Annotated in this window: 15 protein-coding genes and 1 tRNA gene; 7 read left to right on the top strand and 9 right to left on the bottom strand. The window is 54.8% G+C overall.

Annotated elements, in window-relative coordinates; all coding sequences use genetic code 11:
• Window positions 1-4 precede the first annotated feature (4 nt).
• The 3 genes from ACQK2Q_RS16485 to ACQK2Q_RS16475 all read right to left on the bottom strand — a co-directional run bounded on the left by ACQK2Q_RS16485 (window position 5) and on the right by ACQK2Q_RS16475 (window position 2,070).
• A complete protein-coding gene (locus tag ACQK2Q_RS16485) occupies window positions 5-328 on the bottom strand; it encodes a hypothetical protein (RefSeq protein WP_425410837.1) in 324 nt (107 codons plus the stop codon).
• Window positions 315-1,892 (bottom strand): hypothetical protein, encoded by a 1,578-nt coding sequence (locus tag ACQK2Q_RS16480; RefSeq protein ID WP_425410836.1) that lies wholly within the window; start codon window positions 1,890-1,892, stop codon window positions 315-317. Before ACQK2Q_RS16480 ends, ACQK2Q_RS16485 begins: the two co-directional genes overlap by 14 nt.
• A 104-nt stretch (window positions 1,893-1,996) precedes the next feature.
• Window positions 1,997-2,070: transfer RNA gene (locus ACQK2Q_RS16475), tRNA-Gly, on the bottom strand.
• 279 nt (window positions 2,071-2,349) lie between these two features.
• Here ACQK2Q_RS16475 and ACQK2Q_RS16470 point away from each other — a divergent pair.
• The 3 genes from ACQK2Q_RS16470 (at window position 2,350) to ACQK2Q_RS16460 (ending at window position 4,894) form a co-directional block, all read left to right on the top strand.
• Entirely contained in the window at window positions 2,350-3,171 is an 822-nt protein-coding gene (locus ACQK2Q_RS16470; protein WP_425410835.1) for a lipid-binding SYLF domain-containing protein, read from the top strand.
• A 103-nt stretch (window positions 3,172-3,274) separates the two neighbouring features.
• Complete coding sequence (locus ACQK2Q_RS16465) at window positions 3,275-4,228, top strand: radical SAM protein (RefSeq protein WP_425410834.1); 954 nt, start codon at window positions 3,275-3,277, stop codon at window positions 4,226-4,228.
• A gap of 9 nt (window positions 4,229-4,237) precedes the next feature.
• The gene (locus ACQK2Q_RS16460) at window positions 4,238-4,894 is read left to right on the top strand and encodes a DUF938 domain-containing protein (RefSeq protein WP_425410833.1); all 657 of its coding nucleotides are present in this window, start codon (window positions 4,238-4,240) and stop codon (window positions 4,892-4,894) included.
• A gap of 668 nt (window positions 4,895-5,562) precedes the next feature.
• Here the strand turns inward: ACQK2Q_RS16460 and ACQK2Q_RS16455 are convergent.
• A complete protein-coding gene (locus tag ACQK2Q_RS16455; protein ID WP_425410832.1) occupies window positions 5,563-6,648 on the bottom strand; it encodes a 2'-deoxycytidine 5'-triphosphate deaminase in 1,086 nt (361 codons plus the stop codon).
• Between the two features lie 169 nt (window positions 6,649-6,817).
• Here ACQK2Q_RS16455 and apaG point away from each other — a divergent pair, with 169 nt between their 5' ends.
• Complete coding sequence (gene apaG / locus ACQK2Q_RS16450; RefSeq protein WP_425410831.1) at window positions 6,818-7,237, top strand: Co2+/Mg2+ efflux protein ApaG; 420 nt, start codon at window positions 6,818-6,820, stop codon at window positions 7,235-7,237.
• 52 nt (window positions 7,238-7,289) lie between these two features.
• The gene (locus ACQK2Q_RS16445; RefSeq protein WP_425410830.1) at window positions 7,290-8,765 is read left to right on the top strand and encodes a TrkH family potassium uptake protein; all 1,476 of its coding nucleotides are present in this window, start codon (window positions 7,290-7,292) and stop codon (window positions 8,763-8,765) included.
• A gap of 7 nt (window positions 8,766-8,772) precedes the next feature.
• Here the strand turns inward: ACQK2Q_RS16445 and ACQK2Q_RS16440 are convergent, their stop codons facing one another.
• Together ACQK2Q_RS16440 and ypfJ are read right to left on the bottom strand one after the other, a co-directional pair.
• Complete coding sequence (locus tag ACQK2Q_RS16440; protein ID WP_425410829.1) at window positions 8,773-9,579, bottom strand: alpha/beta hydrolase; 807 nt, start codon at window positions 9,577-9,579, stop codon at window positions 8,773-8,775.
• Between the two features lie 122 nt (window positions 9,580-9,701).
• On the bottom strand, window positions 9,702-10,580 hold the full coding sequence (gene ypfJ, locus ACQK2Q_RS16435) for a KPN_02809 family neutral zinc metallopeptidase (protein ID WP_425411183.1): 879 nt from the start codon (window positions 10,578-10,580) through the stop codon (window positions 9,702-9,704).
• A gap of 187 nt (window positions 10,581-10,767) precedes the next feature.
• On the opposite strand from ypfJ, the gene ACQK2Q_RS16430 reads away from it, so the two are divergent.
• Window positions 10,768-12,099: a hypothetical protein gene (locus tag ACQK2Q_RS16430; protein WP_425410828.1), complete on the top strand. Its 1,332-nt coding sequence runs from the start codon at window positions 10,768-10,770 to the stop codon at window positions 12,097-12,099.
• 80 nt (window positions 12,100-12,179) lie between these two features.
• On the opposite strand, the gene ACQK2Q_RS16425 is transcribed toward ACQK2Q_RS16430, so the two are convergent.
• From ACQK2Q_RS16425 to ACQK2Q_RS16415, 3 genes are all read right to left on the bottom strand, one after another.
• Complete coding sequence (locus ACQK2Q_RS16425; protein ID WP_425410827.1) at window positions 12,180-12,989, bottom strand: ABC transporter permease; 810 nt, start codon at window positions 12,987-12,989, stop codon at window positions 12,180-12,182.
• Window positions 12,983-13,963 (bottom strand): ABC transporter ATP-binding protein, encoded by a 981-nt coding sequence (locus ACQK2Q_RS16420; protein WP_425410826.1) that lies wholly within the window; start codon window positions 13,961-13,963, stop codon window positions 12,983-12,985. The genes ACQK2Q_RS16425 and ACQK2Q_RS16420 overlap by 7 nt, the downstream gene beginning before the upstream one ends.
• Before the next feature lie 141 nt (window positions 13,964-14,104).
• Window positions 14,105-14,305, bottom strand: coding sequence for a DUF1674 domain-containing protein (locus tag ACQK2Q_RS16415; protein WP_425411182.1), 201 nt, complete (start codon window positions 14,303-14,305; stop codon window positions 14,105-14,107).
• A gap of 84 nt (window positions 14,306-14,389) precedes the next feature.
• Between ACQK2Q_RS16415 and htpX the strand changes: the two genes are divergently transcribed.
• Window positions 14,390-15,298 carry a zinc metalloprotease HtpX gene (gene htpX / locus ACQK2Q_RS16410; RefSeq protein ID WP_425410825.1) on the top strand — a complete coding sequence of 303 codons (909 nt, stop codon included), beginning with the start codon at window positions 14,390-14,392 and terminating at the stop codon, window positions 15,296-15,298.
• Window position 15,299: the final 1 nt, after the last annotated feature.

Raw genomic sequence — 15,299 nt, 5'->3', positions numbered from 1 at the left:
CAATTTAAGTCAGCGCTGAACCTCGCGGCGTGAGTATGCGATTTATTCCCCTTACGACCTGCTCCATGATTGAGGACCTAGCTTCAAATCGATATCGATCTAAAAATGCTTCCGCCGAATTTGCGGATCGCACGCTGCTTGAAAACATGCCTTGGAAAAAAGACGTTGTAATTGCGTCCAAGTCATCGGGAACAACCACACGAACTGGCTCCCCCGCTTCATCAATCTCATCCAAATTAAAGAATTTACGAGCAGCGACACCTCTTTCCTGACCAGTTAGATTTCTAACCTCTCCTTTTGTCAGCTTAATGAGCTCAATTTCTTTCATTGCCCTCATCTCCATCGCTGGTTGCCGCCTTTAGATAGTCAGGGTCCAAAACAAATCCAACGCTAATCACAGTGCCAGGGAGCCCCGGCTCCAAATCGAACACGAACGCGTCTTCCGGCAATTCATCGTTCGAATTAGATCGATTACACCACAGCACGCGAGTAGCGTCATCAGGCGACATCTGTCGTCCCCTCAAATAAGGGTCTCGAAGCCTGATACAAGATGCGCCAGATATGATGGTAACTCGCGGACGACGATCTTGCCTCGACGTTTCACCTAAAATTGAAACAAGTTCAAGCATTTCTTGTAAGCCGAAACCACCCCGGCAGTCAGCATCAGCTTCGGCAACACAGGTTACACCATCCTGTAGAGCCGCTAAAGTGCGTAGTGTCTTAGCGGACTGTCTGGCTCCTTTTCTTTTCATTTTGGTCACATACGCATTGAGGCTGTCACGCAAATCAGGCAATGCACGATCCAGACTTTTTGAAAATGTGTCCCCAATACTAATTATCCCAAAATGGGCTCTGTAGACCCATTCATCCGCCTCCTCATCGTATCGCCGCGCCATGAACCCCGAAACTGACCAGCTACCATCACGACGCTCGCCATCAGAATGACGCTCGGCATTTTCAAGCAATTCACCTAGTAGGTTTTTTATTTTGCCGATGCCCCTCTGTGTAAGGCAAACGCTATTTTCCGCTTCTCGAAGCCATCCATTCAATGCGTCACAAAATTCGTCCGACGCAGCTTCTCGACTTTGCACATCCAGAAAAGGCGAACTAGACGCAGTTGACCCCGCCCCCCTGCGCCGTGCCAACGGAAATGCCCAGACATCTGAAAACTCGTTTACACCGCGAAGCCCAATGCCCATTGCATGCTGAACACCTACCGCTGCAATTACTTTTTGCATCGGCAAGCTCATCTTACCGCCTTCGAAAATCGGGAGCATCTCATTCCAGCATTCAGCCAGCAACATAAACGGCGCTACATCGAAGCAGTAAGGATCAACAAAATGAATTTTGGCTCCCGGTGCAGTCGCTTCAGCCTCAGCGATTTTTTGTAGCCCAGCAATCGTTCCCTTCGGATCGAAAAGGAAAGAAAAATTCTCAATTTCAATTTCAGAAATTGCCTTTGATGTGTCGCGCTCTGTGAGCTTCAACCACTTACCGGGCTTGAGCCTTTTTGGATATATTCTATCCAAGATTTTAGACTTTCGAATGCCCCTCAGAATTATGATTTGTTCGTCTGCCGTTAAGCGGCGATCCTCTTTGCGCAAGGGTTTCAGATATTCACGAACCCTTGCTCGAATCGCTCTTTCCGCGCCTGCGCGCTGAGCAGGCTGCATTCCTTTGACATTCCAATCCCGGCGAAGTTGTTGCCGTTTTTCTTTTCCTAATTGCGCAATTGCAAAATCAGACGCACTGTTCGGCTGGGAACTACTGCGGCGACTAACAGCTTTTCGGATTATTTCTTGAATTTTTACCAATTGAAGTCTGCCCGAATTGTTTCCGACGTGAATTATTCGATTCACAGCGGTCGGTGAATGCTGGTATTGAAAAATCACATAAACACTCTTTATCAAGAGCGCTGGTTGTTACTATGTGATTACCAGATTTTTTCTTTCCAGAAACGCTCAGCCCGAGAACAGCATAAGTCATTGAAATTAAATGGAGCGGGTGAAGGGAATCGAACCCTCGTCTTAAGCTTGGGAAGCTCCTGCTCTACCATTGAGCTACACCCGCAACCGGCAGGATGGACCCCCTCGCAGGGTCCGGAAAGCCCCCGTCATTCCGGGAAATCTCGCTCAGCGCAGAATGTCGCTCAATACGGAAAGTCGTCAAGATGGGTTTTTTGGACGGTTCGGGGCCGAAAAGGCCTCGACGCCGCAGGCAAATCTCTACAAGAATTCATGTTATAAAAGGACTTACGCCATCTTTTGGCCAGCTCAAACACGCTTACTTATGAGCGGCCCGTCGAGAGAAGCCTCGCATCGGGGTGAGAATTTGAAAGGAGGCCGGGAAATGAAGCGGCTTTTAATTATATGGGCCGCCCTTGGGGCGGCTATGGCTACAGTGATCGCACCGGCGTCAGCTGAATCCAAACGGGAAAAAGCTGAGGAGCTGATCGTTAAGGCGGCGGACACCGTCAGTTATTTTGCCAAAGACAGCGCGTTCGAACCCCTATGGGACGCGGCCGACGACGCAAAGGCGATGGTGATAATTCCGAAGTCACTACGCGGCGGCTTTATCATAGGCGCCTCCGGGGGCAATGCAGTCATGGTGGCCAAAAACCCGGACGGAAGCTGGTCAGAACCCACATTTTTTACAGTCGGCTCACTGTCCATCGGTTTTCAGGCGGGATTTGAAGGTTCAGAAACAATTCTTCTGGTGATGACGCAACGCGGAATGGAGCACCTTTTATCCACAACCGTTAAGCTTGGCGCAGATTTATCGATTGCAGCCGGCCCGGTCGGCGCCGGCGCCAAGGCGCAAACCGTAGACGTTCTCGCTTTTTCCCGCTCACGCGGCCTTTACGGGGGTGTTAGCCTTGAGGGCGCCGTTCTTAAATCCCGTGGTTCCTGGAACCGGGAGTATTATCAGGCCAATATAACCCCGGCTGATGTGATTTATCGGGAGCGCGTCTCGAGACCGCAATCTGCGGTTCTGCAAAATGCGGTCTGGGCGCTCGCGCATCGCGACCAGCCCGGCGCCCGACCTGCGATGATGGCGCCGGTCCGCCCCACCAGAATAGACCCGGTCACTGGCGATCCATTGCCGGAAGAGCCCAGATATGACGACGACGCAGTCTACGGGGCTCCGCTGGATCCGATAGAAAACCAATAAGAACGACGTCTTAACGTCAATTTGATCCTTATTGATGCGCCCGCCGGTTGCCTCCGGCGGGCGCTGTCGTGCAAGTCATAAGGCTTACAATTTTGGGATAAATATGATCGGCGAAAATGCGGGCTCGCCAGTGCGCGCAAGCAAAAAATTCCAGGACCCGGACACGACCGCCGACGGGTCGGAACGCGCATGTGTGGCTCTGACGCGCCTTGAAACTTTGTGGATTAATACAGGAACGCTCTGCAATGTAGAATGCGCGCACTGTTATATTGAATCGTCGCCAGCCAATGACAGGCTAGCATATGTGACGGCGGTTGATGTTGCGCCTTTTCTTGATGAAGCGCTTGAGTTGGGCGCGGAAACGATAGGGCTCACAGGGGGCGAGCCATTTCTGAATCCGGACGCAACGGAAATCATCGGTGCATCATTGCGGCGCGGCTTTGATGTTCTCATACTGACAAACGCCATGCGGCCCATGATGCGCCCTCACATTCAAAAAAAGCTGCTGGCGCTGAAAGACACGTATGGAAATCGGCTAACGCTTCGCGTTTCTATCGATCATTATACGCGCAAGGGCCACGATGAAGAAAGAGGGAGCGGCGCCTTCGAGGCGGGACTGGCGGGATTGCGCTGGCTCATCGATAATGGTTTTGACGTCGCGATCGCCGGGCGCACTTTTTCAACAGAAGCTGAAACGGACGTGCGCGCAGGATTTGCAAAACTGTTCAAGACACACAGTATCGCGCTTGACGCGGGCGACCCGGCCCAGCTGATTATTTTTCCTGAAATGGATGCGGCGCGTGATGTTCCGGAAATTACCGCCGCGTGCTGGGGCATTCTTGGAAAAGAGCCAAGCGAAGTCATGTGCGCCTCCTCCCGCATGCTAGTAAAGCGCAAGGGCGCGCCCGCGCCGGTCGTCCTTTCATGTACGCTCTTGCCCTATGACCGCGAGTTCGAAATGGGCGCGAGTCTGAAGGAAGCGTCAGCAGCGGTAAAACTAAACCATCCCTTCTGCGCCCAATTTTGCGTCCTTGGCGGCGCTAGCTGTTCGAGTTAAGTCGGGTATATGAAGGAAACGCCTAAACAAACCGCACTTGAGGCTCGGGAAACAAAGGGAGAAAAGCTCTTTTCCCCATCGGCGGCGCGCAACGGTGATCCGATCCGCGATGTTTTTCTCAAGCACATGCCTGCCGAGGGAAGATATCTGGAGGTGGGCGCAGGCACAGGCGAGCACGCAGTTCATATCGTATCCGCCCTGCCAGAAGCGCACTGGCTGACGGGGGACCCAGACGCAGCGGCGTGCGCATCAATCAGCGCCTGGATCGCCGACGCCGGGCTGCCCAATCTCGCCGGGCCGCACACTATAGATGTCACGAAAGAAAACTGGGGCGTCGAAGACAATGCACCTTTCCATGGGGTTGTATCCATAAACATGATCCACATCGCGCCCTTTGAAGCGGCGCAAGGGCTGTTTAAAGGCGCCGGCCGGTTGCTTACGGGCGGCGGGAAACTGTTTCTGTATGGGCCTTTCAAAAGACGCAGCGTTCATCATGCGGCGTCGAACCAGTCATTTGATGAAAACCTTAAATCGCGGGATCCGCGATGGGGCGTGCGCGATCTGGATCTCGAACTTATGCCCCTGGCGCAGGCAAACGGGCTGACGCTGGAAATGGTTGTGGAAATGCCCGCCAATAACTTCTCTGTTATCTTCCGGAAAACCTGACAATTAGTTGAAAAGACTGCTGATCATTTTCCCCAGCTCATTTCTCTAAAGATTGTGGAAAATAATGATTCGACGATCACAAAAAAGTAAGTATCCTGATCATATTCCGCAGCCCTAAAGACAACTTGTTGTGTTTGCCTAGCGGCGGGTTGGACGGGCGGAACGAGAATATACGCTGGCTGAATGCGACGCTCAGAAGCATTTGTCCAAAGAAAACAAAGGTAAGTTTCCTGCGTTATGGACGGGCCTGAGCGGCCCGGTTCTGTGCAAACAGCCGAAAGGCGGTTTGTAAACAGGATACCGGCATCGCCGTGTACAGCGGTCCAGCTGCAGTTCGGCGCGCAGTATCGTAATTCGGCGGCGGCGCAAGCCAATGCAGGAAACGATGTGGCGGATCTCTAGGACGCGACATTACGGACATGGCGAAACGCAAATGCCGGCAGCCACGACCCGAATAGCGCGCCCAAAAGGTCTAGCGAGTGAAGATAGCTTCGGTAACGGATTTATTTAACAATCGCACCGGGATACATTCGAATTCTCACTGGATTGGGGTGTGCTCCGGATTTTTCGTGAAAGCGAAAAGAAAGGGCGTTGCGCAAGCGGCGCCCTTTTTCGTTTTCCGCCTTTCATCTTCTTTTTGCGCCCGTTATCGCGCCAAAACCGCACGCTTATTTGAAGTGCTTGGACAGTTTCAGTCCCTGCCCCTGATAATTAGAATGCAGGTCATCGCCATATAGTTTTTTCGGCCGCGCGGACATTTTTTCAAAAACGAGGCGGGCGACAAGCTGCCCATCTTCCAGTACAAACGGCGCATCGTGACTTCTGACTTCCAGCACGCCGCGAGAACCATTGACGCCGTCCGCCGACCACCCGAATCCTGGATCGAAAAATCCGGCGTAATGCACACGGAACTCGCCCAGGCCCGGACTGATCGGCGTCATTTCAGCAGCGTATTCCGGCGGCACGGCCAGCGATTCCTTTGACGCCAAGATATAAAATTCATCCGGATCGAGGATAATAAATCCGGTCGCTGGAGGCGCTATCGGTTCAAAATATTCGCAAGGATCGAGTAGGCCGACTTTGTCAACATCAATAAGAGCTGAGTGACGCCTGGCGCGCCAACCGATAAGGCTGCTGTGCGATCCGTGTAGCGCTACGGAAAGCCCGAGGCCGCCGCTGATATTCGCTGGCCCTTCAACAAGCGCCGACGTTGCATTCAGTATTTCAAGCGCTGCATCATCAAGGCGGCAAGCGCCCGCTTTCAAACGCAACTGATTGAGACTTGAACCGCTACGCGCCAGGATAGAAAACGTTCGTGGACTGATTTCTGCGTATAACGGTCCGGAATACCCTGCCGGAATTTCATCAAAAGCGGCGCCGTAATCGGTCACCAGCCGGACAAAAACGTCGATTCGCCCGGTTGAACTTTTCGGGTTGGCGGCCCCTTTCACAGTTTCCGGCAGGTTGAGACGTTCGTTCAATTCAACGAGATAAACGCATCCGCGCTCAAAAACGGCGCCGTTCGATAAATCCATGGCCTGCATCGCCAGGCCGTCTTCTAGCCGCGCTGTCACGGTGCGCGCCCGCGAGGGAAGAAACGAAGCGCGCACACGCCAAGCCTGCGAACCCAAGGTCAAGTCGAGACTGGCCGGCTGCAAACGGCGCAGGTCAGCGCCTTCAATACCGCCTGTGTCGATCAGCGCCGCGATAGTTTCAGCGGGCAACACGCCATCGTTGTAATTTTCGCTCGCCATGAGTGTCGTTTGCCCGCCCCTCGCGTTATTGGCAAGGGGACATAGCGTGCACACGCCACCTGCTTTTCCCCGGTCCGTTGAATTTCACCGAATGGCTGGTGCTTGCGGGCGATGCAGATTAAGTTCTAAAAAAGAGAGGCAGAGACTTATGGAGTTGCAAGGCGGCGCCATGTCCGGGGGCAAAGATAAATTACAGACGTATGAACGCATCACGCGCGGCATTCGCGTGAATGTGAGCCCGCATTACCTCGCAGATCAGTCTGATCCCGAAGAACCGCGCTATGTCTGGGCGTATACTGTGCGCATCAACAACGAATCGGATGCGCCCGTGCAACTTCGAACCCGATACTGGCGCATCACTGATTCGCGCGGTCAAACAGATATTGTCGCGGGAGACGGCGTTGTCGGCGAGCAACCGGTTATCCGCCCTGGCGAGGGCTTCGAATATACGTCGGGCGCGCCGCTCACCACACCGTCCGGGCTGATGGTCGGCGCTTATGGAATGGAAACAAGCGAAGGCGAGCTCTTCGATGTGGATATTCCCGCATTCTCCCTCGACAGCCCGCATGAATTGCGCCAAATCCACTAATCACGCGCATTGCGACACCTAGAGCGCCTCTGCGGCGGACGAGCGCAAATCTATGCTGAATCTTCGTCCTGTTTTTCTGGTCACGGGCGCGCTCGTGGCCGCGCTGGGAATAGCTATGCTTATTCCGATGCTGACCGATCTTGCGGCGTCGGACTCTGTTCACCGCGCGGACTGGTCTTCTTTCGCCGTGGGCGCTGCAGCGGCTATTTTTATCGGCGGCGGCGCCGCGGCGGCGAGCTGGGGGCGCATCGATTCAATCGGGGTGCGCGAGGGGTTTCTCATCACTGGCGCAAGCTGGCTGGCGCTGGTTATATTCGGCGCTATTCCGCTGGCGCTCGGCGGTCTTAATATAGATTATGTCGATGCTTTTTTTGAAGCGATGTCCGGTCTGACGACCACCGGGTCGACAATTGTCACCAATCTGGACGATGCGCCGCCCGGTGCGCTTTTGTGGCGCTCAATGCTGCAGTGGTTTGGCGGCGTAGGCATCATCATCATGGCGTTCGCCGTATTACCAGCGTTAAAAGTCGGCGGTATGCAGCTTTTCAAAAACGAAGCCTGGGACACGTCCGAGAAGTTCATAGCGAACGCGGCCAATTATTCTCTGGGACTTTCAGGCATCTATGTTTTCTTTACAGCTTTGTGTTTTTTATGCCTGTGGGCGTTCGGCATGCCGGCCTGGGACGCGCTCAATCACGCGATGACGTCAATCGCCACTGGCGGATTTTCAACGCGGGACGCTTCGATCGGCGCGTTTTTGACAATTGGTCATGCGCCGCTGGATCTCGTTCTGACAGCCTTTATGATTATAGGGTCTTTGCCCTTCGGTATTTTTCTCGCTGCTATTTTACGGGGCGCATGGACAAGACTTTTTTCAGATAGCCAGATACAGTTTTTCATAGCGATAGTTGCTATACTGACAATCATTGTAATGATCGAAATAGCCGATGTTTACGCTCATCTCGGTTTATTCACCGCATTTCGGATGGCGGTCTTCAATGTCGTTTCCATTCTGACCGGAACAGGTTACGCCACCACTGATTATGATTCCTGGGGCGCTTTCGCAGTCGCATTCTTCTTTTGCATTATGTTCGTAGGCGGCTGCGCCGGATCGACTTCCTGCGGCATGAAGGTTTTCAGGTTGCAAGTGGCTTTCTCGGCGCTGCTCGTCTATGCAAAGCGACTTGCGCACCCCAATGGCGTATTTGTTGCGCGCTATAATCATCGCCCGCTTACGAATGATGTCTTTGTTTCCGTATTGAGCTTTTTCTTCGTTTACTTCGCGACGTTCGCCACGCTCGCCGTGATCTTGGCGGGGCTAGGCCTTGATACGCTGACCGCGATTTCATCTGCGGGCACTGCGATCGCCAATGTCGGTCCCGGTCTTGGGCCCATCGTGGGGCCATCCGGCAATTTCTCGTCGTTGCCCGACGCCGCAAAGCTCGCCATGAGCGCCGGCATGCTGCTGGGCCGTCTAGAGTTTTTCACGATACTTGTAATTTTGTCGCCCGCTTTCTGGCGGGGGTAACCGGTTATTATTTTTCTGTCGCTGCTTCAAGCCACGAGAGAACGGCTGCGCGCGCCGCGCTCATGTCGTGTTGCGTGCGCTCGTCAAGCAGCATGGACGAACCATGGACGCCGTTTTCCACAACGAGAAATTTTGCGCGCGACGCCGTCAATATATTACGCTGCTCAATAGAGCTGTCACGGTCCATTTCTGACGCTGGACGCAAAACAAACACGGGCGCATCAATATGATTAATCCACTGCCGCGCGCGGCAATTTTCAAGCGGTCCTCCAGAGGACGGCGAAAAGGCGATAACACCCGCCGTCCTTTCCGGGTTGGCCGCCGCTGCGCCAAACACCAGCGCCGCTGAATAGGAGCTGCCCCACAGAATTGCGCTTTCGCCAAGGCCGTTCGCCGTGACATAATCAATCGCAGCCTGTAGATCGGGCGCAACGGCGCAATAGCCAGGAGCGCTGCCTGCCGGCAGCCCCGCGGCCGTGCGGTTGCTTTCCCCGTAAGTTTCACCGCCCGATCGCAGATCCCAGGCGATGGCGCGAAAACCGTTTTTGTTCAACCATGACGCAATCTGTGTATATTCGCCGCGCCCATTTGAGCCTCCCTGGTGAAAGAGCAGGATCAATGGCGCCGATGCGTCGAGGCCGCCGAAATAAGTCTCTCCATAAATTGTGAGCCCATCAGCTGCTGTAGTTTCTATTGTCTTTGATAATCCAGGTTTCGCAGCATCGGAGGTAAGCCGGGATGATTTTTCCCCTGAGCATGCCCATACGCTCAGCAATGAAATCACAAAGCCTGCTTTTAAAATCACACTCAGCATAAGCAGCGCCCTCACTCACCCGTGTATTATCGTTGCGCCGCCGCATTTATACGCAATTACGCGTATGATCGATCATACACTGACTGAAATTAGCAATTCTGACGACAAACAAGACTGTACGGTTATAAATTCCGCGCCTCGAACGTATCGCAAGCGGCGACATCGCCTGAACGGAAACCGTTGGTGAACCAGCGCTGGCGTTGCGCGGATGTGCCATGCGTAAAGCTTTCCGGCGTTACGCGCCGCCCGGCGTTTCGTTGCAGAGTGTCGTCGCCGATCGCCTCCGCCGCGGCCAGACCTTCCTCAATATCGCCTTCATCCAGCAGATCCGACATCCGGTCGGCGTAATACGCCCACACGCCTGCATAGCAGTCCGCTTGCAACTCCATCCGCACTTGTAGCTCGTTGGCTTCACCCTGCCCGCGCGCGCGTTGTTGCGCCGCCCGCACTTCGTTTGTAATGCCGGTTACCGTTTGAACGTGATGGCCGACTTCGTGCGCAATAACATACGCCGCCGCGAAGTCGCCTGGCGCGCCGAAACGCTGCGCCAGTTCCTGAAAAAAGCTGGCGTCCAGATACAGCTTTTGATCAGCCGGGCAATAAAACGGGCCGGACGCGGCTGAGGCGAAACCGCACGCCGAGTTCTCGGATCCGGAAAACATGACGAGCGTTGGTTCGGGATAATCGCCGCCTGCTTCTGTGAAAAGACGCGACCAGACATCTTCTGTTTCTGCAAGAACGACGCGAACAAATTGCGATGTCTCATCATCGATTGGCTCAGACGCCTGCTGACTCGCAGGCTGTCCCTGCAAGAGCGACAGCGGGTTTACGCCCGCCATATAAAGTCCGACGCCCACGACCCCCAGAATGAGAATTCCGCGAATACCGAAACGTCCGACAATAAACCGCAAAAGCATGAGGAGTATTCCCGCCCCGCCCGCCGCTGCGGCGCCGCGCCGATCCTCAACATTCCGGCTCTGCCGTCTGCCTCGCCATTTCACCATATCATTCGTCCCATTTCCCGCCTTGCCGGTAGTTAACCCTACCGCAATACAAAATAAGCCGGATATGGGCGCTTTTGTCGAGCCTCAGCCCGGACTGCGGGCCTAGCGCCGCTTGACTTGAGCCATTTGCCATAGGAATTTGAAAACTAGGGGAGCAAAGTGGGAGTTCCCCGGGGGATCGTTCATGCGTCATTCCGGTTATGCAACGAGGCTGGCGGCGGTGTTTTTCACCGCGGCGCTGCTCGTTTCAGCGATCATTTGGCCAAAGGCGGGCTCCCGTTTCGCGGAAGGCGCTGCGGACCTCGCCTCCAAAACCGACGGCGCCCCCATGGCGACGCGCGTATGCGCTATCGGCGAACCGGCCCTCAGCGGAGCGTTTGCGCCGCTGGATGACGTGCTTTCAGTCTCGCCGCTGGGCGGCGTGACGGCGCCCGGAGAATCCTTGCCGGCCCCATATATCCGCGTGAACACCCGTTCGGGCGACCAGACCTTCAAACGACGCCAAACCAACGCACTGGCGCCGGCGAAAGCTGATATTGTCGCTATTGAGCGCCATGTGGAGCGCGATGAATATGGCCGCGCGCAAGGCCTGTCGTGGACCGTTCATATGCGCTCCTGCGAGAATATCTCATTCTATTATGACGGCATTGATGAGATTGATCCCTCGCTCCTGGATCGCGCAGGAGGATTGCGCGCTTTTTCCGAGATTGGTTCTCCCGATCATATGGCGCTGAAAACGCAATTGCGCGTTAGAACTGGCGACATTATTGGCGCCGCCAATGGATTTGATGTGGGCCTGCACGATCTTGCAGCAAGTCCGGCTCCCTTGGCGAGGCCGGAACGCTATCGCTCCAACACCTTCGCCCGCGCGGAGGTTTTCGGCGCCAGTCAGGAACTCATCGCCGCCATCTCGCTGGACACGACAAAAGCGAAATGCGCCCTCGACTATTTGCCCGCCGGCTTGCGCGACGTCTGGGCGGCGAAACTTGGCGACGCGTGGGGGATAAAGCGCGCGAAAGGCGAAAATGCCTGCCGCACGGCGCTAGTGGACACGCCCGGCGCGGCGCAGGGCGCATGGTTTACCGACGCCGCCCATAACGCCTCGACGACCAAGGTCAGTGCAATCGCTCTATCGCCCGATGCAATCGATCCGGAGCGGTTGATCTTTGCTTTGCATGGACGCTTGCCGTCTTTGACCCCGGATATGGTCGCAACCGCCAGAAACACGTCAGAAGACAACGTTGTTCAGGATTTTCTGTCTTTTGAAAAAGGCGAAGGCCGCATCAATACGCCTTTCGCGCAAGTCAATGATTACAAAATGCACTGCTATCAGCGCCTGCGCGTGAATTTCATTGGTCCACTGATCAACGGCGTTATACTGCTGCAGCGTCAGTCCGGGCCCGATGAGTCTGCAGCAGGCCTGTTAAAAGTCGAAGCGCGCGGCGATGTCGTTTCGTGCATAGATTTAAAAGAGCCGTGGGCCTTCACAGGCGATGAAACGACATTCTACAGGTAAGTCTTGCCTCGCAGATATATGGTAGTGCGTTCGCCGCACTCACAAAAAATGAAATCGCAATTTTAGGGTCGTTTCAGGCTTTATTTTATCTGCATTTTGCTCATGTCCACCAGCATTAACAGCATAGCGCCCAAGCCGCCCACGAGCCCGAGACACAGCGCCATATTCACTTTTTCAGGCATGAAACCCAGCGTGTTGAAGGGCATTAGCCATGGGAAATAAACTCCAAACTGAGAGCTCTGCGCAAAAATAGCAATAAAGCCGCCGCCGATGCCGAGTGCTGTCGGTATGAGAAAATTCCGGAATTTAAAAGCCGCCCAGAGCTGTACGGCAATCAACAAAAACGCTGATACATAAATGTAAAGGAGCCGTTCAGCGACCTCCCATTTCCAGTTTTTGACCAACAGGGCAACATCCATATCGCCGAACATTTCGTCCTCGTCCGTCAGCATGGTTTCGGCAAGCCCGGCGAACGGCGCCGGGTCGATCAATTTGTTTTCAGGGCTTATCTGACCGGCGAACCAGCCTCCGAAAGCCAGGAGCAAAGCTGTCAAAAGGCTCATGGCGGCGACTAGCGCCAGAGTCACGACGGCTTTCGCTGCAAATACGCGCCACTTTGGTACTGGCAACGCCAGCAAATGCGCCCAGATTTTCGGTCCATGTTCCAATTGCGCAACAAGCGTAGTGATGATTGTGGCCGTCAACGGCATCATGAACGTTGCCCATGCTGTGAACCCGGCGAAGAAATAAAATGGCCATGCCTGCAAGCTTGCGCCGCTCGCCTGCAACGAGAAAAACAATAACGCAACCAGCGCTGGACCGGCGAGCGCCACCAGCATAATTTTCGAGCGCTTCAGCTTGATGAATTCGACAGTGATTGAGTTCAGCATTCCGGTTCCCTTCTATCGGCGTTCGATGCAAGCAACGGTTTCGCGCCGACAAGTTGAAGAAACAATTCCTCCAGTCGCCATGGCGCAATAACGAGGTGATGAATATCAAACCCGGCGTCTACAAGATTTCGATTGATTTGCGCCGCTTCGCGTTCTGCGCTTTCAGCTGCGGAAAGCGTTATCACAAGTTTGCCGTCTTTTTTCGTCGGGGCCAGCTCCGTTTGCGACAGGAATAGCGAAACAGCGTCCAGATCGTTGCCGGCGATTTCAAGGCGCGGCGCATGAAGTCCGCGCAAAGCCGTCATCTCTCCCTGAAATACAATCTGACCGAGATTAATAACCGCTACATGCGAGGCAATCTGCTCAATTTCGGCCAGATGGTGCGAGGAGACGAAAACTGTCGCCCCGGTGCGCGCTGGCAGGGTTTTGATAAACTCCCGCATCTCGCGGATACCAACTGGATCGAGACCGTTTGTTGGTTCGTCGAAAATCAGGAGTTTCGGCTGTCCGAGCAGCGCCCGCGCGAGGCCCAGCCGGTGACGCATGCCAAGTGAATATTTCCTGACGAGCCGGTTTGCCACGTGGGTTAACTCAACTGTATCGAGTACGCGGTCGATCTCCGTCTTTTCAAGCTTTAACAGCCTGCGCGTAATATCGAGATTTTCACGACCGGTAAGGTGTTCGTAATGCGCAGGCGTTTCAAATGCGACGCCTACGGATTTCAACGCGCGTCGCCGTTTCGTTTTTAGATTTTCGCCGAAAATCGCGATGCGGCCGCGATTGGGCCGCAACAAACCCAGCAGCAGGCGGATGGTCGTTGTCTTGCCGGCGCCGTTCGGCCCGAGAAAGCCGTATATGGCCCCTTCGGGCACGGAAAGGTCAACGCCATCAACTGCATTGACGCCGCGAAAACGTTTGCGCAGTTCTTCCGTTTCGATTGCAGTCATCGGGCCCGTTCCTCGCGCTTTCAGCACGAGGCCTCCTTTTCTCATCCAATTTTTATTTATCCGGCTTATCGGCGCCGGTTAACGAAAATGCTATGCGTCGCCATGAACACAGCACAAGAGCGCAATCGTTTATCGGAAGCGCTGGCGCGGCAAAGCGCTTCTTTCGGATTAGAAATCGACAGCTCGGCCGTTGCGCTCCCAATCGCCGTAACGGGTCGGCTCGTCGCCTCTGGGGCCATTGATTTCCTTGGGGCTGCCGGGTGAACTCGCCGCTTTCCGGCGCGCATCAGCTTCTGCGAGAGCGCGTTTCGCAGCCGGCGGCAGTTCACGGGTCGGCTCGGTCTGAGATTCGTTTTTCTGACTATCCATTAGGTTATCGGTCATATTGAAGCTCTCCTTCAGACGCCACATATAGAGGCTGGACAATTGCTGATAAAGGACCGGGCTGTTTCCATGAATATAATTCGCACTGGCATGCTGCTAGCCGCACTGACGGCGCTTTTTATGGGCGTTGGCTATCTCATTGGCGGACCGGGCGGCATGGGTATCGCGTTCCTTGTGGCCGCCGGCATGAACATCTTCGCCTATTGGAACTCGGATAAGATGGTGCTGAAAATGTACCGCGCCGAGGAGGTCGATGAAACGCACGCCTCCGGCGCGGTGCGCCGTTATGCGATGCTCACCCGCGACCTTGCGAAGAATGCGGGGCTGCCGATCCCGAAAGTCTATATTATCGACAATCCGCAACCAAACGCATTTGCAACCGGCCGAAACCCGCAGAACGCCGCCGTCGCGGCAACGACGGGCCTTTTACGCATGCTGAACGAAAAGGAAATCGCCGGCGTCATGGCGCATGAACTGGCGCATGTAAAAAACCGTGACACGCTAACCATGACCGTGACGGCCACTATCGCCGGCGCAATTACGATGCTGGCGAACTTCGCCATGTTTTTTGGCGGTAACCGTAATAACGCCGGGGGTTTAATCGGCGCGATAGCGATCATGATTTTCGCACCCATGGCGGCGGCGCTCGTGCAGATGGCGATCAGCCGCGCACGTGAATATGAGGCGGACCGCATTGGCGCGGAGATTTGCGGAGAACCGCAATGGCTCGCTTCGGCGCTTGGGAAAATCTCGCAGGGCGCAGCGCAAATTCCCAATGAAACGGCGGAGCGGCACCCGGAGACGGGCCAGTTGATGATTATCAACCCGCTCTCAGGCCGCGGCCGCGACAATCTTTTTTCAACTCATCCAGCTACGCAGAATCGGATCGAACGATTGATGAGCATGCGCGGCGGCGGCGACTTTCAGACGGCGACCTCATCATCCGGCGAAACAGTCCGCAAAGGTCCATGGGGCTAAT

This window comes from Hyphococcus sp. (genome assembly GCF_965228385.1).
Taxonomy (GTDB): domain Bacteria; phylum Pseudomonadota; class Alphaproteobacteria; order Caulobacterales; family Parvularculaceae; genus Hyphococcus.
The sequence above is the reverse complement of the archived record's forward strand: the minus strand, read 5'-3'. Positions and strand labels throughout refer to the sequence as shown.